Source organism: Citrobacter sp. Cpo015 (genome assembly GCF_030333035.1).
Taxonomy (GTDB): Bacteria; Pseudomonadota; Gammaproteobacteria; order Enterobacterales; family Enterobacteriaceae; genus Citrobacter; species Citrobacter portucalensis.
Genome location: NZ_JAOWGS010000019.1, coordinates 481,826 through 501,610 on the forward strand (window position 1 = coordinate 481,826; position 19,785 = coordinate 501,610).

Below are 19,785 nucleotides of genomic sequence, written 5' to 3' on the forward strand. Positions count from 1 at the left end.
GCCGCCCTTCCTTACATCCAGGTTAATCAGGTCGCTAAATTTATGACTGATCAGTCCCATCAGTGCGTCATTATCGGCATTGCCGGCGCATCGGCTTCCGGCAAGAGCCTTATTGCCAGTACTCTTTATCGCGAATTGCGTGAACAAGTCGGTGACGAACATATTGGCGTTATTCCCGAAGACAGCTATTACAAAGATCAAAGCCATCTGTCGATGGAAGAACGCGTAAAAACCAACTACGACCATCCGAACGCGATGGATCACAGCCTGCTTTTTCAACATCTGCAAACGCTGAAACGCGGCTGTGCCATTGAGCTGCCGGTATACAGCTACGTTGAACACACGCGTACGCAAGACACTATTCATATCGAACCGAAGAAAGTCATTATCCTGGAAGGCATTTTGCTGCTGACGGATGCGCGTTTGCGCGATGAGATGAACTTTTCTATTTTTGTTGATACGCCGCTGGATATTTGTCTGATGCGCCGTATCAAGCGCGATGTGAATGAACGTGGTCGTTCAATGGATTCGGTGATGGCGCAATACCAGAAAACCGTCCGTCCAATGTTCCTGCAATTTATTGAGCCTTCAAAGCAATACGCCGACATCATTGTGCCGCGCGGGGGTAAAAACCGCATCGCCATCGATATTCTGAAGGCTAAAATCAGTCAGTTCTTTGAATAAGTTCAGCGAATTGTGTACCGTTCAGTGATAACCTGGTTCACCCTTAACGCACCTGGCATTAAGGGTTTGAAGCACGAAAGGAGAAAGTGCCATGCGTTTATGTGATCGAGATATTGAAGCCTGGTTGGATGAAGGTCGCCTGTCGATCACTCCACGCCCTCCTGTCGAGCGAATCAATGGCGCCACGGTGGATGTGCGTCTTGGCAACAAATTCCGTACGTTCCGCGGTCATACGGCGGCGTATATCGATTTGAGCGGACCGAAAGATGAAGTCAGCGCCGCGCTGGATCGCGTGATGAGTGATGAAATCGTCCTCAAGGACGGCGAGGCATTCTTCTTGCATCCGGGTGAGCTTGCGCTGGCAGTAACATTCGAATCCGTGACGCTGCCTTCCGATCTCGTCGGTTGGTTAGATGGCCGTTCATCTCTGGCGCGTCTGGGACTGATGGTACACGTCACCGCACACCGTATCGATCCGGGCTGGTCTGGCTGTATCGTACTGGAGTTTTACAACTCCGGAAAATTACCGCTGGCTCTGCGTCCGGGCATGCCGATTGGCGCGTTAAGTTTCGAACCGCTTTCCGGTCCGGCAGCGCGACCATACAACCGTCGTCAGGATGCGAAGTATCGCGACCAGCAGGGCGCTGTTGCCAGCCGGATCGATAAAGACTGATTGTTTATCAGTCCATTGGGGATAGCATGAGACGATTTCTGACGACGCTGATGATTCTTCTGGTCGTGCTGGTGGCCGGCTTTTCTGCGTTAGTACTGTTGGTGAATCCGAATGATTTCCGCGCGTATATGGTCAAGCAGGTTGCCGCACGTAGTGGGTATCAGCTGCAGTTGGATGGCCCCCTGCGTTGGCACGTATGGCCGCAACTGAGTATCCTCTCAGGGCGAGTGGTGTTAACGGCTGAAGGTGCCAGCGAGCCTCTGGTTCGTGCCGACAATATGCGTCTCGACGTCGCGTTGTGGCCGCTGTTGAGCCACCAGCTCAGCGTGAAGCAGGTGATGCTCAAAGGCGCAGTGATTCAACTGACCCCGCAAACTGAGGCGGTGCGCGGTAAAGATGCGCCCGTTGCCCCAAAAGACAATATGTTGCCCGATCTGGCGGAAGACAAAGGGTGGTCGTTTGATATCGCCCGTTTGCGGGTTGCCGACAGTGTTCTGGTATTCCAGCATGAAGACGACGAACAAGTTACCGTTCGTGATATTCGTCTGGAGATGGAACAAGATAGCCAGCACCGCGGTACGTTTGATTTTTCCGGGCGTGTGAACCGCGATCAGCGCGATCTCGCGTTATCCTTTAACGGCACGGTCGATGCCTCCGATTATCCGCACAACTTATCTGCGAATATCGAGCAGTTAAGCTGGCAATTGCAGGGGGCCGATCTGCCGCCCCAGGGGATCAACGGTCAGGGACATCTTCAGGCGCAATGGCTGGAAGAGAAAAAACAGCTTTCGTTTAGCCAGATAAATTTGACCGCTAATGACTCTTCGTTCTCCGGGCAAGCGCACGTATCCTTGTTGGAAAAACCGGAATGGGCCGTCGACTTAAAATTTGGTCAGCTCAATCTGGATAACCTGCTCGTACAGCATGACGCAGCGGCGACAGCAAAAGGTGACGTTCAGCAAGGTCAGAGTCAGTCAACGCTGGCGCGCCCCGTCATTGCTTCCCAGGTTGATGCCGTTTCGTATCAGGGACTCAAGGGTTTTTCGGCAGACATCGCTTTGCAGGCTGACAAAGTGCTGTGGCGGAAAATGGCGTTTGAGAATGTTTCGGCAAAAATAGACAACCGGTTCGGCTTACTGAACATTGCGCAGTTGCAGGGAAAAAGTGATGGCGGGCTGATCTCACTGCCCGGCGCGCTGGATGCCAGAAAGGGAGAACCGCGAGCGGTCTTTCATCCGCGCCTGGAAGGTGTGGAAATTGGCACGATTCTGAAGGCCTTTGATTACCCCATCGCACTCACCGGCAAGCTGTCGCTGGCGGGAGATTTTTCCGGCTCAGATATTGATGCCCAGGCGTTTCGCCATAGCTGGCAAGGGCAGGCCCATGTCGAAATGAACGATACGCGAATGGAAGGGATGAACTTCCAGCAGATGATTCAACAGGCTGTAGAACGCAGCGGTGGGGATGTTAAATCTCAGCAAAACCTCGATAACGTGACCCGGTTGGATCATTTTGTAACCGATATGACACTGGATAACGGAGAGGTGACGCTGGATAACATGGCAGGCGAGTCCGCGATGTTGGCGCTAACCGGCAAAGGAACGTTAGATCTGGTGAAGCAGAATTGCGACACGCTGTTTAACATTCGCGTGCTGGGCGGTTGGGATGGCGAAAGTAAGTTGATTAGTTTCCTGAAGGCCACCCCGGTTCCTCTCAGGGTCTATGGCCAGTGGCAATCACTGAACTACAGTCTGCAAGTTGATCAGCTTTTGCGTAAGCATCTGCAGGATGAAGCAAAACGTCGTCTGAATGACTGGGCAGATCGCAATAAAGATTCCCGCAACGGCAAAGATGTTAAAAAGTTGCTGGATAAGCTCTGATTCATATTGCCGGATGGTGGCTAATGCCCCATCCGGCTCGTGACTTACACCTCGTAATCCATCTCTTCTTCACTGTGTAGCGGTATCAGCTGGACCTTTTGCACGCGATGATTTTCCACCTGCAGGGTTTTCAGTCGGTAGTCGCCAACCTGAACTTCCTCCCCGGTTTTTGGGATACGCTGCAAATACTCCATTAACAGCCCGGCAATGGTGTGATACTCACGCTTATCGTCTAACGGGATAGGCACGTACTGCACCAGGTCTTCCAGCGGCATATGTCCGTTAGCGGTCCACGAACCATCGGCGTTTTTCTGAATATCATGGCGGGCGTCGATTTCCTCTACCTCGTTTGGCAGATTGCCGGCGATGGTTTCCATCACATCACTCAGCGTTACAATCCCTTCGACGGAACCAAATTCATCGGCTACAAACGCGAAGTGCGTCCGGGCATTACGGAACTGCTCAAGCGCCGGAAGCAGCGGCAAGGTCTCCGGGAACACCAGCGGCTGGCGAATCAAGACGCGCAGGTCGAGCGGTTCGCCGCGCAGAGACTGTTGCAGCAAATCGATGACATGCACCACGCCCAGCAGTTCCTCCTGCTCGTCTTCGCCAGTGACCACCAGACGCGTATGCTGGTTTTTTTCCAGTAAGGCGCGGATTTCTGCTTCGGGCGCATTGAGGTCGATATGTTCAATATCGTGGCGCGAGGTCATGATACTGCTGACCGTACGCTGATTGAAGTTCAGCACACGTTCAATCATCCGCCGCTCCTGAGGCGCAAAAATCTGACCTTCATGATGATCCGCCAGCATCGCCGCGGTTTCGGCATCCAGTTCGGCATCTTCTTTTTGCCCGCTCAGCAGCCGCATTACCGCCTCGGCGGTGCGCTGGCGCAGAGTATGGTTGGCTGAGAGGAAGCGACGACGGTTAAAGATAGCCAACTGGTTCAATGCTTCGATCATGACCGAGAAGCCGATGGCCGCGTACAGGTAACCTTTCGGGATATGGAAACCAAACCCTTCGGCCACCAGACTGAAACCAATCATCAGCAGGAAGCTCAGACACAGAATAACAATAGTTGGATGGCTGTTAACAAAGCGCGTCAGCGACTTGCTGGCCAGCAACATCAGGCTGATGGCAATAATGACTGCCGCCATCATCACCGCCAGGTGATCGACCATGCCAACAGCGGTAATGACGGAATCCAGAGAGAAGATGGCGTCCAGCACCACGATTTGCGCGACCACACCCCAGAACTTAGCGCCTTTACGCTGGGTGGGGTTATCGCTGTCTTTCCCTTCCAGCCGTTCGTTGAGCTCCATAGTGGCTTTAAACAGCAGGAAGAAACCCCCGAACAGCATGATCAGATCGCGGGCGCTGAAGCTGAGATCGCGAATGCTGAACAGCGGCGTGGTCAGCGTTACCAGCCAGGATATTGATGCCAGCAGCAGCAGGCGCATAACCATCGCCAGCAGTAGCCCGGTAATACGCGCCTTATCCCGCTGGGCAGGAGGTAGTTTCTCCGCGAGGATGGCAATAAAAACAAGATTATCAATGCCAAGAACAAGTTCGATCACGATTAACGTGACCAGTCCGGCCCAGATTGACGGATCGGCAATCCATTCCATAGTAAATGCTATACCCATAGTTGTATGACAATTGTCACAATTCGATCATGGGTAAAACTGGCGAAAAATGCAATGGCGAGAAGGGATTTCTCTGTCGGTTATATCAGAACTGATGCAGGATAATAGCCTTAATGTAACTACAGGAAATGATTTTATTAATCTAAATATATTTAGGAAATATCGCAGGTGGAATATTTTTATATCAATATTGTCAATATCAATAAAATCCTAAAAATATATAAATCCGACGCTTAATATTAATCTTAAAAGCCAGGTATCGGCGGTTTGTTATCTTGCCTGATATTCGCATAGCTGCAACAATTCTTGCGGTAATAATCAAAAGATAAATATTTCCTCATCAATCAGTGGCGCCATTCCCGATGCGTTAACGCTGTAAATGTGATGAAAATAAAGGAGAAGATAAAAATTTAAATTAATCAGTGCATTGGTAGCTAGTGAAGCCAGGGGCGGTAGCGTGTCTGGTCGCCTGAAACAAGCCTAAATTATTCTGTCAAGAGACCGCAGATGAATTCATTTTTTTTAGGACTGATGCCAGTTAAATTCCATTTCAATTAACGGCAAGGTAAATACGTACAGGCGAAGTCGCTATTTAGATTGCATGTGATAAATACTCTGCCAAAGTGATAAATAATCAATGATGAAATCCAAACTTAAATTGATGCCAGTATTGGTATCGGTGATCTTGATAAACGGTTGTACCGTGCTTCCGGGCAGCAATATGTCTACGATGGGCAAAGATGTGATTAAACAGCAGGACGCTGATTTTGATATCGATCGCATGGTGAATGTTTATCCACTCACGCCACGGCTGGTCGAACAATTACGTCCTCGACCAAATGTTGCCCAGCCTAATATGTCGCTGGACCAGGAGATTTCCGGATATCAGTACCGGGTCGGCCCGGGGGATGTCCTGAATGTGACCGTCTGGGACCATCCTGAACTCACCACGCCGGCTGGGCAGTACCGTAGCTCAAGCGATACCGGCAACTGGGTTCAGCCTGATGGCACCATGTTTTACCCCTACATCGGCAAAGTCAGCGTGGTGGGAAAAACGTTGGCAGAGATTCGTAGTGATATTACCGGGCGCTTAGCGAAGTACATTGCTGACCCGCAGGTGGACGTTAATATCGCCGCTTTCCGCTCGCAGAAGGCCTATGTCTCCGGGCAGGTGAACAAATCCGGCCAGCAGGCCATCACCAACGTGCCGCTTACCGTTCTCGATGCAATTAACGCCGCTGGCGGCCTCACCGAGGCAGCAGACTGGCGCAACGTTGTACTGACTCATAAAGGGCAGGAGCAACGTATTTCACTGCAAGCGCTGATGCAAAATGGCGACCTGAGCCAGAACCGTCTGCTCTATCCTGGCGACATTCTGTTTGTTCCGCGTAATGACGATCTGAAAGTCTTCGTAATGGGAGAAGTGAAAAAACAGAGCACCCTCAAAATGGACTTCAGCGGCATGACGCTTACCGAAGCGCTGGGCAATGCCGAAGGTATTGACCTGACTACCTCCAATGCCAGCGGCATTTTCGTTATTCGACCATTGAAAGGCGAGGGCGGGAACAACGGCAAGATCGCCAATATCTATCAGCTTGATATGTCCGATGCGACGTCGCTGGTGATGGCAACATCATTCCGACTCCAGCCATACGATGTAGTGTACGTCACTACCGCGCCGGTTGCTCGCTGGAACCGTTTGATCAATCAGTTGCTGCCGACTATTAGCGGTGTTCGCTATATGACGGACACGGCCAGCGACCTTCACAACTGGTAATCATCATGTTTAACAAAATCTTAGTTGTCTGTGTGGGGAACATTTGTCGTTCCCCGACGGCAGAGCGCTTATTAAGGCAATTTCATCCGGCGTTAACGGTCTCTTCAGCCGGTCTTGGGGCGCTGGTGGGGAAAGGCGCGGATCCGTGTGCTATTAGCGTGGCACAGGCGCACAACCTGTCACTGGATAATCATTGTGCCCGGCAGATCTCGGGACGAATGTGCCGGGAGTATGACCTGATCCTGACCATGGAGAAGCGCCATATCTCTGCCCTGTGTGAAATGGTACCGGAGATGCGTGGCAAAGTGATGCTTTTTGGGCACTGGGACAGCGAGCGCGAAATTCCCGATCCGTATCGTAAAAGCCGTGATGCGTTTGACGCGGTGTACGCATTACTTGAACGGTCTGCCCGCCAATGGGCTCAGGCACTGAACGCAGAGCAGGGAAAACAATGACAGAAAAAGTTAAACAGTCTGCTGCGCCGGTAACCGGCAATGATGAAATCGATATTGGTCGTCTGGTCGCAACGGTGGTGGAAGCCCGCTGGTGGGTACTTGGCATTACCGCGGCTTTTGCATTGTGCGCCGCGGTCTACACGCTGTTCGCCACACCCATCTACAGTGCGGACGCGCTGGTGCAAATTGAGCAAAATACCGGAAATTCACTGGTGCAGGATATTGGCTCGGCGTTGTCGAACAAACCTCCGGCCTCGGAAGCGGAAATTCAGCTCATCCAGTCGCGTCTGGTATTAGGGAAAACGGTAGACGATCTTAACCTCGATATCGCCGTTACCAAAGATACATTCCCTATTTTTGGCGCGGGCTGGGACCGGCTGATGGGCCGCCAGAACGAAACGGTTAATGTGACCACCTTCACGTTGCCAAAGGCAATGAATGAACAGACCTTCACGCTCAATGTGCTGAATGACAAAAGCTATCAACTGGTGAGTGACGGGGGTTTTAGCGCCCGGGGGCAAGTCGGCAAGGTGTTGGAACATGATGGCGTGACGATGCTGGTTGAGGCGATTCATGCCAGCCCGGAGAGCCAATTTACCGTCAGCAAATTCTCCACGCTGGGCATGATAAACACCCTGCAAAATAACCTGATGGTGACGGAAACGGGCAAAGACACCGGCGTATTGAGCCTGACGTTTACCGGCGAAGACCGCGAGCAAATCCGCCAGATCCTCGACAGTATTACCCGCAACTATCTGCAACAAAACGTGGAACGTAAATCCGAAGAGGCTGCCAAAAGTCTGGCGTTTCTGGCAAAGCAACTGCCTGAGGTACGTAACCGGCTTGACGTTGCTGAAAACAAGCTGAACGCCTTTCGTCAGGATAAAGACTCCGTGGATTTGCCGCTGGAAGCCAAAGCGGTGCTGGATTCGATGGTGAATATCGATGCGCAACTGAATGAACTGACCTTCAAAGAAGCGGAGATTTCCAAGCTGTTCACCAAAGCGCATCCGGCGTACCGCACGCTGCTGGAAAAACGCCAGGCGCTGGAAGATGAGAAAAGTAAGCTGAACGGGCGCGTAACGGCGATGCCGAAAACGCAGCAGGAAATTGTTCGTCTGACGCGTGATGTGGAGTCCGGTCAGCAGGTCTATATGCAGTTGCTGAACAAGCAACAGGAACTGAAGATTACCGAGGCCAGTACGGTTGGCGATGTGCGCATTGTCGATCCCGCGATTGCCCAGCCTGGCGTGCTGAAGCCGAAAACGGCGCTGATTATTCTCGGCAGTATCATTCTCGGTTTAATGCTTTCGGTGGTGGGCGTACTGCTGCGTTCTCTGTTTAATCGCGGGATTGAAAGCCCGCAGGCGCTGGAAGAGCATGGTATCAGCGTGTATGCCAGTATTCCGCTGTCCGAATGGCAAAAAGCACGTGATAACGTTCAGACCATTAAAGGTGTGAAACGCTACAAGCAAAGCCAGCTGTTGGCCGTGGGTAATCCAACCGATCTCGCCATAGAAGCGGTCCGTAGCCTGCGTACCAGCCTGCACTTTGCCATGATGCAGGCGCGTAACAACGTATTGATGCTGACCGGCGTCAGCCCGTCGATTGGCAAAACGTTTGTCTGCGCCAATCTGGCGGCAGTCATCAGCCAGACCAACAAACGCGTGCTGTTGATCGACTGCGATATGCGCAAAGGCTATACCCACGAACTGCTGGGGACCAATAACGTCAACGGCCTGTCTGAGATCCTGATTGGCAAGGGGGATATCTCATCCAGCGCCAAACCGACATCGATTCCGCATTTTGATCTGATCCCTCGCGGTCAAATCCCTCCCAATCCTTCCGAGCTGTTGATGAGCGAGCGTTTCGGCGAACTGATTGCCTGGGCCAGCTCGCACTATGACCTGGTGCTGATTGACACTCCACCAATTCTGGCAGTGACCGATGCGGCCATCGTGGGGCGTCACGTCGGCACCACGTTGATGGTGGCGCGTTATGCGGTCAACACGCTGAAAGAGGTGGAAACCAGCCTGAGTCGCTTCGAGCAAAACGGCATTCAGGTGAAAGGGGTGATCCTCAACTCGATCTTCCGCCGTGCCAGCGGGTATCAGGATTACGGCTACTACGAATACGAATATACGTCGGATGCGAAATAAATCACCAACCCTGCCGGATGCGGCGAAAACGCCTTATCCGGCCTACAAAAGCGTATCTATCCGGAAACGAAAATGACGACAGAAAACCCGCTAATTTCAATTTATATGCCAACCTGGAACCGCCAGCAGCTGGCCATTCGGGCGATTAAATCGGTGTTGCGCCAGGACTACCCTCACTGGGAGATGATCATTGTGGATGATTGCTCTTCCTCATATGAGCAGTTGCAGCAGTTTGTTGAGGAACTCAACGATCCGCGCGTGTCGTATACGCATAATTCCACCAACTCCGGGGCCTGTGCGGTGCGTAATCAGGCCATTATGCTGGCCAACGGGCAATACATTACGGGGATTGATGATGATGATGAATGGACGCCGAACCGCCTGAGCGTGTTCCTGCAGTATCGGCATCAACTGGTCACACGGGCGTTTCTGTATGCCAATGACTATGTCTGTGAGGGCGAAGTGTATTCGCAGCCGACCAGTCTGCCGCTCTATCCGAAGTCCGTTTATTCACGCCGCAGGTTTTATAAGCGCAACATCATTGGTAATCAGGTATTTACCTGGGCATGGCGGTTTAAAGCATGCCTGTTCGATACCACGCTGAAAGCGGCGCAGGATTACGACATCTTCCTGCGCATGGTGGTGGCGTATGGCAAACCGTGGAAGGTCAAAGAGGCGACGCAGATCCTGCATGTGAATCACGGCGAGATGCGTATTACCTCATCGCCGAATAAATTCTCCGGCTACTTTCAGTTTTACCGCAAGCACAAAGGCAAATTTGACCGGGCCAGCAAGAAATATCAGCTGTTTACCCTCTATCAGATCCGCAACAAACGGATGAACTGGCGCACGCTGCTGACGCTGCTTTCTGTTCGCAACAGTAAGCGTCTGGCCGACGGACTGCGAGGACGCTAAGTATGCTGGAAGATTTACGCGCGAACGGCTGGAGTCTGCGCCCCTGCTGCATGGTGGCGGCCTATCGGATTGCCCATTTTTGCTCCGTCTGGCGTAAAAAAAACATCATAAACAACCTGTGGGCTGCCCCGGTGCTGGTGATGTACCGCCTTATCACCGAATGCCTGTTTGGCTATGAAATTCAGGCTGCTGCATCAATCGGTCGTCGTTTCACCATCCATCATGGCTATGGGGTGGTTATCAATAAACACGTGGTGGCGGGGGATGATTTTACCCTACGCCACGGCGTCACCATCGGCAATCTTGGTGCCAACGACCCATCCTGTCCGGTCATCGGTAACGGCGTTGAGTTGGGGGCCAATGTCACTCTGCTCGGCGACGTTGCTATTGGAGATAACGTGACGATTGGCGCCGGGAGCGTCGTGGTGGATAGCGTCCCGGACAATACGCTGGTCGTGGGCGAGAAGGCACGGGTGAAGGTAATAAAATGAAGATATTACAGTTTAATGTGCGACTCGCAGAAGGTGGTGCGGCAGGCGTGGCGTTAGATTTGCATCTTCGCGCGCTGGAAAAAGGGCTGTCGTCACGGTTTGTCTATGGCTATGGCAAAGGCGGTAAAAAAAGCGCCAGTCATGCGAAATACCCACAGGTTATCAAATATACGCCGCGCCTGACGTCGGCGGCTAACATTGCGCTGTTTCGTTTTGCAAATCGCGACATGTTCGGCAATCTCGACAAGCTATATCGCACGGTTACCCGCACCTGCGGCCCGCTGGTACTGCATTTTCATGTGTTGCACAGCTACTGGTTGAACCTGGAAGAGGTGGTGACCTTTTGCCAAAAAGTGAAGGCGCATAAACCGGATATCACCTTCGTCTGGACCCTGCACGATCACTGGAGCGTGACCGGGCGCTGTGCCTTTACCGATGGCTGCGAAGGCTGGAGAACGGGCTGTCAGAAATGCCCAACGCTCAGCAACTATCCGCCGGTAAAAGTCGATAAAGCCCATCAGCAGTTGCCCGGTAAGCGGCAGATGTTCCGTGCCATGCTGGCGCTGGGCTGCCAGTTTATCTCGCCCAGTCAACATGTGGCCGACGCATTCAACAGCCTGTATGGCGTGGGATGCTGCCGCGTTATCAATAATGGCATTGATGTGGCAACCGAAGCCATTCTTGCCGAACTACCCGCGATGCCTGCGGAGAGCGGTCGGCCGAAAATTGCCGTGGTGGCTCATGACCTGCGCTATGACGGCAAAACCAGTCAACAACTGGTGCGAGCGATTAGCGCGCTTGGGGACAAAATTGAGCTGCATACCTTCGGCAAGTTTTCGCCATTTGCGGGAGATAACGTCATCAACCACGGTTTTGAGAGCGATAAGCGCACGTTGATGAGTGCGCTTAACCAGATGGATGGACTGGTGTTCAGCTCCCGTGTCGATAACTACCCGCTGATTTTGTGTGAAGCGCTTTCCATCGGCGTACCGGTAATTGCCACGCACAGCGATGCCGCGCAGGAAGTGCTGGCCAAATCAGGCGGCAAAACGTTCAGCGAAGCGGACGTATTGCAGCTGGTGCAGCTGAAAAAATCAGACATTGCGCAGGCGGTATTTGACACGTCCCTTACCGCGTTCAGTCAACGCAGTCGGGTGGCATACAGTGGGCAACAGATGCTGGAGGAATATGTCTCGTTCTATCAGAATCTGTAGCTATCTGGTGCTACCGCTGCTTTATCTGCTGGTTAACGTCAAACTCGCCCAGCTTGGCGAGAGCTTCCCGATAACTATCGTCACCTTCTTACCCGTTCTGCTGTTGCTGTTTGTCGAGCGCATCAATATCAAAAAATTAATGATCGCGCTGGGGGTAGGGGGCGGGCTGACGGCGTTTAACTACCTGTTCGGTCAATCACTGGATGCCAGTAAGTACGTAACGTCAGCGATGCTGTTTGTTTATACCGTGGTGATCATTGGCATGGTGTGGAGTATTCGCTTCAAAACCATTTCACCGCATAACTACGCTAAGATCTTGCGGTTTTTCTGGCTGGTTGTGGGACTGGTGGTGGGGTTAGCTGCGGTTGAAATGGCGCAGATAATTCTCAGCGGCGGCAGCAGTTTAATGGAAGTTATTTCGAAATATCTTATTTACAGTAACAGCTATGTTCTGAACTTTATTAAATTTGGTGGGAAACGTACCACTGCGCTCTATTTCGAACCGGCATTCTTCGCTCTGGCGTTAATCTCAATTTGGCTCAGCATCAAACAGTTTGGTATCAAAACACCTAAGTCCGATGCTATGATTCTGGCAGGGATAATATTATCAGGATCGTTTTCAGGGGTAATGACGTTTATTTTGTTTTACCTCCTGGAGTGGGCGTTTCAGTACCTGAATAAGGATGCGATAAAAAAGAAGCTACCGCTGGCGATAATCTCATTAAGCGTGTTTTTAGTTGGTGTGATATTTGCTTTTCCGTACATCGAAACGCGGCTTGGTGATTTAGGAACTGAAGGTTCGTCATCGTATTATCGTATCGTAGGGCCATTAGTGATGGTCGGTTATTCATTACTGAACGTTGATGGCGTAGTGAGATTTGGCTCACTTTATGAATACGTTGCGTCATTCGGAATTTTTAACGGTGCAGATGTCGGTAAAACAATAGACAATGGTTTGTATCTGCTGATTATTTATTTTTCATGGTTCGCGGTGATATTAGCCCTGTGGTACATGGGGAAGGTCATGAAAATGATGATCAATGCGTTTGGCGATAATCAGAATTATCGGGTGCAGCTTTATCTTTTTACACCGTTGTCACTGTTTTTTACAGGTTCAGTATTTAGTCCGGAATACGCATTTTTAATTGTGTGTCCGTTTATATTGCGCAAGGCGCTGAATATCGCGAGGTAACTCACATGCTGCTCAGTATCATTACCGTCGCCTTTCGCAATCTGGAAGGGATCGTCAAAACTCACGCATCGCTGGCACATCTGGCGCAAGCGGGTGATATCAGTTTTGAGTGGATTGTTGTTGATGGCGGCTCCTCGGATGGTTCGTCGGCGTTTCTTGAAGGGCTCTGTGGGGAATACCGGTTACGGTTTGTCAGCGAGCCGGATAACGGCATCTATGATGCGATGAACAAAGGCATCGCGATGGCGCGCGGACGGTTTGCACTGTTCCTCAACTCCGGGGATATTCTGCATGCGGATGCGGCACATTTTATCCGCCAGCTAAAAATGCAGAGCGACCAAACCATGGTCATTGGCGATGCGTTGCTGGATTTCGGCAATGGCAACAAAATTAAGCGCCGGGCAAAACCGGGTTGGTATATTTATCACAGCCTGCCCGCCAGTCATCAGGCGATATTCTTTCCGCTCTCAGGGCTGAATGTCTGGCATTATGATTTGCAATATAAAATATCGTCTGATTACGCGTTGGCAGCCCAATTATACAAGTCCGGTTACGCTTTTAAAAAGCTGAGCGGGTTGGTGTCGGAGTTTTCCATGGGCGGAGTGTCAACGACGAATAATCTGGAATTGTGTCGGGATGCCAAAAAAGTACAGCGCCAGATATTACACATGCCAGGTTTTTGGACCGGTTTGTCAGAATATTTACGTCTGCGCACAACCGGTAAAACAAAAACCTTATATGGAAAAACGTAAGGGCATATTATGCAGGACTTAAGCGGATTTAAAGTGCCTGGAGGTTTTCGCGGCGGTGGTGCTATTAAAGTGCAATTATGGTGGGCGGTACAAGCAACATTATTTCGCTGGTCACCGCAGGTTATGTATCGCTGGCGTGCATTTTTATTACGAATGTTTGGCGCAAAAATAGGAAAAAACGTAGTCATTCGGCCTTCAGTAAAAATTACTTATCCGTGGAAATTAACCCTGGGAGATTATGCCTGGGTGGGTGACGACGCGGTTTTATATACGTTAGGTGATATTACGATTGGCGCCCATGCGGTTATTTCGCAAAAAAGTTATTTATGCACCGGGAGTCATGATTATGCCAGTCAACATTTTGATATTAACGCCACGCCGATTGTGGTTGGCGCTAAATGCTGGTTGGCGACAGATGTCTTTGTCGCGCCTGGCGTGACGATTGGCGATGGCACCGTCGTTGGAGCACGAAGCAGCGTATTTAAATCGCTGCCAGCAAATGTCATTTGTCGGGGAAATCCCGCAGTAGTCACGCGCGAACGCGTCGAGAAAGTTACTCCCTGAGGGGATCACTGAAGAGGTTATAACATGTCAAAAGTCGCTCTCATTACTGGCGTAACCGGGCAGGATGGTTCTTACCTGGCAGAACTCCTGCTGGAAAAAGGGTACGAAGTACACGGTATTAAGCGTCGCGCTTCATCATTCAACACCGAACGTGTGGACCACATCTACCAGGATCCGCATTCAGGCAATCCCAAATTTCATCTGCACTATGGCGATTTGACGGATTCATCCAACCTGACCCGTATTTTAAAAGAGGTCCAACCGGATGAGGTCTATAACCTGGGCGCCATGAGCCATGTCGCGGTGTCGTTTGATTCACCGGAATACACCGCAGACGTTGATGCGATCGGCACCTTGCGTTTGCTGGAGGCTATCCGCTTCCTTGGTCTGGAGAAAAAGACCCGTTTTTATCAGGCGTCCACCTCTGAGCTGTACGGTCTGGTACAGGAAATCCCACAGAAAGAGAGCACGCCGTTCTATCCGCGTTCACCGTATGCCGTTGCCAAGCTGTACGCCTACTGGATCACCGTCAACTACCGCGAGTCTTACGGGATGTATGCCTGTAACGGCATTCTGTTCAACCACGAATCTCCGCGCCGCGGCGAAACCTTTGTCACTCGCAAAATTACCCGGGCGATCGCCAACATCGCTCAGGGGCTGGAGTCTTGCCTGTACCTGGGCAACATGGATTCACTGCGCGACTGGGGACATGCCAAAGATTACGTCAGGATGCAGTGGATGATGCTGCAGCAGGATAAGCCGGAAGATTTCGTGATTGCCACCGGCGTGCAGTATTCCGTGCGCCAGTTCGTGGAAATGGCGGCCGCTCAGTTGGGGATTAAATTGCGCTTTGAAGGCGAGGGTGTAAATGAGAAAGGCATCGTGGTTTCTGTGACCGGACACGATGCGCCGGGGGTGAAACCCGGGGATGTCATGATTGCCGTTGACCCGCGCTACTTCCGTCCGGCTGAGGTGGAAACGCTGCTGGGCGACCCGGCCAAAGCACATGAAAAACTGGGCTGGAAACCGGAAATCACACTGCGCCAGATGATCTCGGAAATGGTTGCCAACGATCTTGATGCGGCGAAGAAACATTCCCTGCTCAAGTCGCACGGTTACGAGGTCGCCATCGCGCTGGAGTACTGAGGATGAAGACACAACGTATTTTTGTGGCGGGCCATCGCGGGATGGTGGGGGCCGCCATCGTCAGACAACTGGCGCAGCGAGATAACGTAGAACTGGTGCTGCGTACTCGCGACCAGCTTAATCTGCTGGACGCCGGTGCGGTGCAGGCGTTCTTTGCCGCTGAAAGTATTGACCAGGTTTATCTGGCGGCGGCAAAAGTGGGAGGGATTGTGGCGAACAATACTTATCCTGCTGATTTTATTTATGAAAATATGATGATTGAGAGCAACATTATTCATGCGGCGCATCTGCATAACGTGAATAAACTGTTGTTCCTCGGGTCATCCTGTATTTATCCCAAGCAAGCTACCCAGCCAATCGCCGAAAGTGAACTCTTGCAGGGGCAACTGGAGCCGACCAATGAGCCGTATGCGATTGCCAAAATTGCCGGTATCAAGCTGTGCGAATCGTATAACCGACAGTATGGCCGTGATTATCGCTCGGTGATGCCGACCAATCTGTACGGACCTCATGACAACTTTCATCCGAGTAATTCGCATGTGATCCCGGCGCTGCTGCGCCGCTTTCATGAGGCTCGCGAGCAAAATACGCCGGATGTGGTGGTGTGGGGAAGCGGGACGCCAATGCGTGAATTTCTGCATGTCGACGATATGGCGGCGGCCAGTATCCACGTGATGGAGCTGGCTCAGGAAGTGTTGCAGGAATATACCCAACCAATGCTGTCGCATATCAACGTGGGCACCGGTGTGGACTGCACCATCCGTGAACTGGCCCAGACTATCGCGCAGGTCGTGGGTTACAAGGGGCGCGTGGTGTTTGACGCCAGCAAACCGGACGGCACGCCGCGCAAATTGCTTGACGTTACGCGTCTGCATCAGTTGGGCTGGTATCACGAGATATCTCTGGAAGCGGGGCTTGCCAGTACATATCAGTGGTTCCTTGAAAACCAGCAGCGTTACCGGGGGTAAGCATGTTTTTACGTCATGAGGATTTTGCCACCGTTGTACGTTCAACTCCGCTGATTTCCATCGATTTGATCGTGGAAAACGCCCAGGGCGAATTTTTGCTTGGCAAGCGCCTCAATCGTCCGGCGCAGGGGTACTGGTTCGTGCCCGGCGGTCGGGTGCAAAAAGATGAACCGCTGCGCGCAGCTTTTGAGCGGCTTACTGAAGCTGAGCTGGGGTTACGTTTACCGCTGTCCGCTGCAGAGTTTTACGGGGTCTGGCAGCACTTCTATGACGACAACTTTTCCGGGGAAGATTTCTCAACGCATTACATCGTGCTGGGATTTCGTCTGCGGGTGTCGGAAAACGACCTGCAACTGCCTGACGTTCAACATGACGCGTACCGCTGGCTGACAATTGAAGAGATTCTGACCAGTGACCACGTGCATGACAACAGCCGGGCTTACTTCTGTGAGAAGAGTCAGGCCGGAGTACCCGGGCTATGAAGATCCTTGTGTATGGCATCAACTATTCGCCGGAGTTGACCGGTATCGGTAAATACACCGGTGAAATGGTGGAGTGGATGGCGCAACAGGGGCATGACGTACGGGTGATCACTGCGCCGCCTTATTATCCGCAGTGGAAGGTCAACGGTCGCTATTCATCCTGGCGCTATCGACGTGAAGAGGGCGATGCCATCGTCTGGCGTTGTCCGCTGTATGTGCCTGAGCAGCCTTCTACGCTCAAGCGCTTGCTGCATCTAGGCAGTTTCGCCCTGAGCAGTTTCTTCCCGCTGCTTGCGCAGCGCCGCTGGAAGCCGGATCGCATCATTGGGGTAGTGCCGACGCTGTTTTGTACGCCGGGCATGCGCCTGCTGGCGAAGCTGTCCGGGGCGCGCACGCTGCTGCATATTCAGGATTACGAAGTCGATGCCATGCTGGGGCTTGGCATGGCGGGCAAAGGCAAGCGTGGCGCGGTGGCAAAACTGGCCAGCGCCTTTGAGCGCAGTGGGCTGTTGAATATGGATCATATTTCGACCATTTCTCGCTCAATGATGAATAAAGCGCAGGAGAAGGGCGTTGATGCACAGAAGGTCATTTTCTTTCCGAACTGGTCAGAAGTAGCGCGTTTTCGTGACGTGAGCGACGCCGATGCTCTGGCGTTGCGCCAGCAACTGGGCTTGCCTGATGATAAAAAAATCATTCTCTACTCAGGCAATATCGGTGAAAAGCAAGGGCTGGAAAGTGTGATTGACGCAGCGGCCCTGTTGAGCGAACAGCCCTGGATGTTTGTGATTGTCGGGCAGGGCGGAGGTAAAGCACGGCTGGAGAGTATGTCTGGCGAACGCGGCCTGAACAATGTGAAGTTCTTTCCGCTGCAATCTTATGACGCGCTGCCTGCGCTGCTCAAGATGGCGGACTGTCATCTGGTGGTACAAAAGCGCGGTGCGGCGGATGCCGTATTGCCCTCCAAACTGACCAATATCCTCGCCGTTGGTGGTAACGCGGTGATTACCGCCGAACCTGAGACCGAGTTGGGTCAGTTGTGTGACGCTCACCCAGGCATCGCGGTGTGTGTCGAGCCTGAATCAGTGAGTGCGCTGGTTGGCGGGATTCAACAGGCGTTAACCATGCCAAAGATTAACACGGTGGCACGTGAGTATGCCGAACGCACGTTGGATAAAGAAAACGTGCTGAGCCAATTTATTGCAGATATTCGGGGTACATGATGAGTCAAAACAAACTCTTTCCGGTGGTGATGGCCGGTGGCTCGGGTAGCCGTTTATGGCCTCTGTCCCGCGTACTATATCCAAAGCAGTTTCTGTGCCTGAAAGGCGATCTCACCATGCTGCAGACAACGATTTGTCGTCTGAACGGTGTGGAGTGCGAAAGCCCAGTGGTTATCTGTAATGAACAACACCGTTTCATCGTGGCGGAACAGCTACGACAACTGCACAAGCTGACTGAGAATATTATTCTCGAACCCGCCGGGCGCAATACTGCACCGGCGATAGCGCTGGCCGCGCTGGCGGCAAAACGTCAAAGTCCGGGGGAAGATCCGCTGCTGTTGGTATTGGCGGCCGATCACATGATTGCCGATGAAGAGGCATTTCGCGAGGCGGTTCGCAATGCAATGCCGTATGCCAGCGCGGGTAAGCTGGTGACGTTTGGTATCGTGCCGGACCAGCCGGAGACCGGCTACGGCTATATACGTCGCGGCGAGGTTTCGCCGACCAATACCGACGCCGTGGCTTTTGAGGTGGCGCAGTTTGTTGAAAAGCCCAATCTGGAAACCGCGCAGGCTTACGTGGCGAGCGGCAACTACTACTGGAACAGCGGCATGTTTCTGTTCCGGGCCGGGCGCTATCTGGAAGAACTGAAAAAATATCGCCCCGACATTCTTGAGGCCTGCGAAAACGCCATGAGTACGGTTGACCCCGATCTCGATTTTATCCGCGTTGATGAACAGGCGTTTCTCGCCTGCCCGGAAGAGTCTGTGGACTATGCGGTAATGGAGCGTACGGCCGATGCGGTGGTGATGCCCATGAACGCAGGCTGGAGCGATGTTGGCTCCTGGTCATCATTGTGGGAAATCAGCGCCCATACTGCTGAAGGTAATGTGCATCATGGTGACGTCATTAGCCATAAAACGGAAAACAGCTACGTGTATGCCGAATCTGGCCTGGTGACGACCGTCGGGGTGAAGGATCTGGTGGTGGTGCAGACCAAAGATGCGGTGCTGATCGCCGATCGCAACGCGGTGCAGGACGTCAAAAAAGTGGTGGAGCAAATTAAAGCTGACGGACGTCATGAGCACCATATTCACCGTGAAGTTTACCGTCCATGGGGCAAGTACGACTCTATTGATGCCGGAGACCGTTACCAGGTGAAGCGGATTACCGTTAAACCCGGTGAGGGATTGTCCGTGCAGATGCATCATCACCGGGCTGAACATTGGGTTGTGGTGGCTGGGACCGCGAAGGTGACAATCAATGATGACATCAAACTGCTCGCTGAAAACGAGTCTGTCTATATTCCGCTGGGGGCTACCCATTGTCTGGAGAACCCGGGGAAAATCCCGCTCGATCTGATTGAAGTGCGTTCCGGATCTTATCTCGATGAGGATGATGTGGTGCGGTTTGCGGACAGATACGGGCGTACCTGATGCCGGATGCGCTGCGCTTATCTAGCCTACAACACCGTAGGCCCGATAAGCGAAGCGCTCCGGGAAATGCATTTAACACTCATTAAAAGGCTCATTAAGAGTCAGGGCCTCCTGTTGCCTGAAGAAGG

18 protein-coding genes are annotated in these 19,785 nt (G+C 52.2%); 17 read left to right on the forward strand and 1 reads right to left on the reverse strand.

Annotated elements, in window-relative coordinates; translation table 11 throughout:
* Positions 1 to 42: 42 nt before the first annotated feature.
* The 3 genes from udk to asmA all read left to right on the forward strand — a co-directional run bounded on the left by udk (position 43) and on the right by asmA (position 3,237).
* Positions 43 to 684, forward strand: a complete 642-nt coding sequence (gene udk / locus OGY67_RS02340) for a uridine kinase (protein WP_006683902.1) — start codon at positions 43 to 45, stop codon at positions 682 to 684.
* 91 nt (positions 685 to 775) lie between these two features.
* Positions 776 to 1,357, forward strand: a complete 582-nt coding sequence (gene dcd / locus OGY67_RS02345; RefSeq protein WP_003834269.1) for a dCTP deaminase — start codon at positions 776 to 778, stop codon at positions 1,355 to 1,357.
* 26 nt (positions 1,358 to 1,383) lie between these two features.
* A complete protein-coding gene (gene asmA / locus OGY67_RS02350; protein WP_286573338.1) occupies positions 1,384 to 3,237 on the forward strand; it encodes an outer membrane assembly protein AsmA in 1,854 nt (617 codons plus the stop codon).
* Between the two features lie 44 nt (positions 3,238 to 3,281).
* Here asmA and OGY67_RS02355 read toward each other — a convergent pair whose 3' ends face one another.
* A complete protein-coding gene (locus tag OGY67_RS02355) occupies positions 3,282 to 4,865 on the reverse strand; it encodes a TerC family protein (RefSeq protein WP_032943936.1) in 1,584 nt (527 codons plus the stop codon).
* Between the two features lie 655 nt (positions 4,866 to 5,520).
* On the opposite strand from OGY67_RS02355, the gene OGY67_RS02360 reads away from it, so the two are divergent.
* The 14 genes from OGY67_RS02360 (at position 5,521) to cpsB (ending at position 19,657) form a co-directional block, all read left to right on the forward strand.
* On the forward strand, positions 5,521 to 6,660 hold the full coding sequence (locus tag OGY67_RS02360) for a polysaccharide export protein (protein ID WP_003834266.1): 1,140 nt from the start codon (positions 5,521 to 5,523) through the stop codon (positions 6,658 to 6,660).
* 5 nt (positions 6,661 to 6,665) lie between these two features.
* On the forward strand, positions 6,666 to 7,115 hold the full coding sequence (wzb, locus tag OGY67_RS02365; RefSeq protein WP_032949610.1) for a low molecular weight protein-tyrosine-phosphatase Wzb: 450 nt from the start codon (positions 6,666 to 6,668) through the stop codon (positions 7,113 to 7,115).
* On the forward strand, positions 7,112 to 9,274 hold the full coding sequence (gene wzc / locus OGY67_RS02370; RefSeq protein ID WP_286573341.1) for a tyrosine-protein kinase Wzc: 2,163 nt from the start codon (positions 7,112 to 7,114) through the stop codon (positions 9,272 to 9,274). Before wzb ends, wzc begins: the two co-directional genes overlap by 4 nt.
* Before the next feature lie 72 nt (positions 9,275 to 9,346).
* Positions 9,347 to 10,189 (forward strand): colanic acid biosynthesis glycosyltransferase WcaA, encoded by an 843-nt coding sequence (wcaA, locus tag OGY67_RS02375; RefSeq protein ID WP_008785202.1) that lies wholly within the window; start codon positions 9,347 to 9,349, stop codon positions 10,187 to 10,189.
* Positions 10,190 to 10,191: 2 nt separating this feature from the next.
* Entirely contained in the window at positions 10,192 to 10,680 is a 489-nt protein-coding gene (gene wcaB, locus OGY67_RS02380; RefSeq protein WP_032943932.1) for a colanic acid biosynthesis acetyltransferase WcaB, read from the forward strand.
* Positions 10,677 to 11,894: a colanic acid biosynthesis glycosyltransferase WcaC gene (gene wcaC / locus OGY67_RS02385; RefSeq protein WP_195994797.1), complete on the forward strand. Its 1,218-nt coding sequence runs from the start codon at positions 10,677 to 10,679 to the stop codon at positions 11,892 to 11,894. The genes wcaB and wcaC overlap by 4 nt, the downstream gene beginning before the upstream one ends.
* A complete protein-coding gene (wcaD, locus tag OGY67_RS02390) occupies positions 11,869 to 13,086 on the forward strand; it encodes a colanic acid polymerase WcaD (RefSeq protein ID WP_286573345.1) in 1,218 nt (405 codons plus the stop codon). Before wcaC ends, wcaD begins: the two co-directional genes overlap by 26 nt.
* A gap of 5 nt (positions 13,087 to 13,091) precedes the next feature.
* Positions 13,092 to 13,838 carry a colanic acid biosynthesis glycosyltransferase WcaE gene (gene wcaE, locus OGY67_RS02395; protein ID WP_286573347.1) on the forward strand — a complete coding sequence of 249 codons (747 nt, stop codon included), beginning with the start codon at positions 13,092 to 13,094 and terminating at the stop codon, positions 13,836 to 13,838.
* A gap of 9 nt (positions 13,839 to 13,847) precedes the next feature.
* Entirely contained in the window at positions 13,848 to 14,402 is a 555-nt protein-coding gene (gene wcaF / locus OGY67_RS02400) for a colanic acid biosynthesis acetyltransferase WcaF (RefSeq protein WP_048235022.1), read from the forward strand.
* 24 nt (positions 14,403 to 14,426) lie between these two features.
* The gene (gmd, locus tag OGY67_RS02405; protein ID WP_048235024.1) at positions 14,427 to 15,548 is read left to right on the forward strand and encodes a GDP-mannose 4,6-dehydratase; all 1,122 of its coding nucleotides are present in this window, start codon (positions 14,427 to 14,429) and stop codon (positions 15,546 to 15,548) included.
* 2 nt (positions 15,549 to 15,550) lie between these two features.
* Positions 15,551 to 16,516, forward strand: coding sequence for a GDP-L-fucose synthase (gene fcl, locus OGY67_RS02410; RefSeq protein ID WP_057067829.1), 966 nt, complete (start codon positions 15,551 to 15,553; stop codon positions 16,514 to 16,516).
* A gap of 2 nt (positions 16,517 to 16,518) precedes the next feature.
* A complete protein-coding gene (locus OGY67_RS02415) occupies positions 16,519 to 16,998 on the forward strand; it encodes a GDP-mannose mannosyl hydrolase (protein ID WP_286573350.1) in 480 nt (159 codons plus the stop codon).
* A complete protein-coding gene (gene wcaI / locus OGY67_RS02420; RefSeq protein ID WP_048215961.1) occupies positions 16,995 to 18,221 on the forward strand; it encodes a colanic acid biosynthesis fucosyltransferase WcaI in 1,227 nt (408 codons plus the stop codon). Before OGY67_RS02415 ends, wcaI begins: the two co-directional genes overlap by 4 nt.
* The gene (cpsB, locus tag OGY67_RS02425) at positions 18,221 to 19,657 is read left to right on the forward strand and encodes a mannose-1-phosphate guanyltransferase (RefSeq protein ID WP_286573799.1); all 1,437 of its coding nucleotides are present in this window, start codon (positions 18,221 to 18,223) and stop codon (positions 19,655 to 19,657) included. Before wcaI ends, cpsB begins: the two co-directional genes overlap by 1 nt.
* Positions 19,658 to 19,785: the final 128 nt, after the last annotated feature.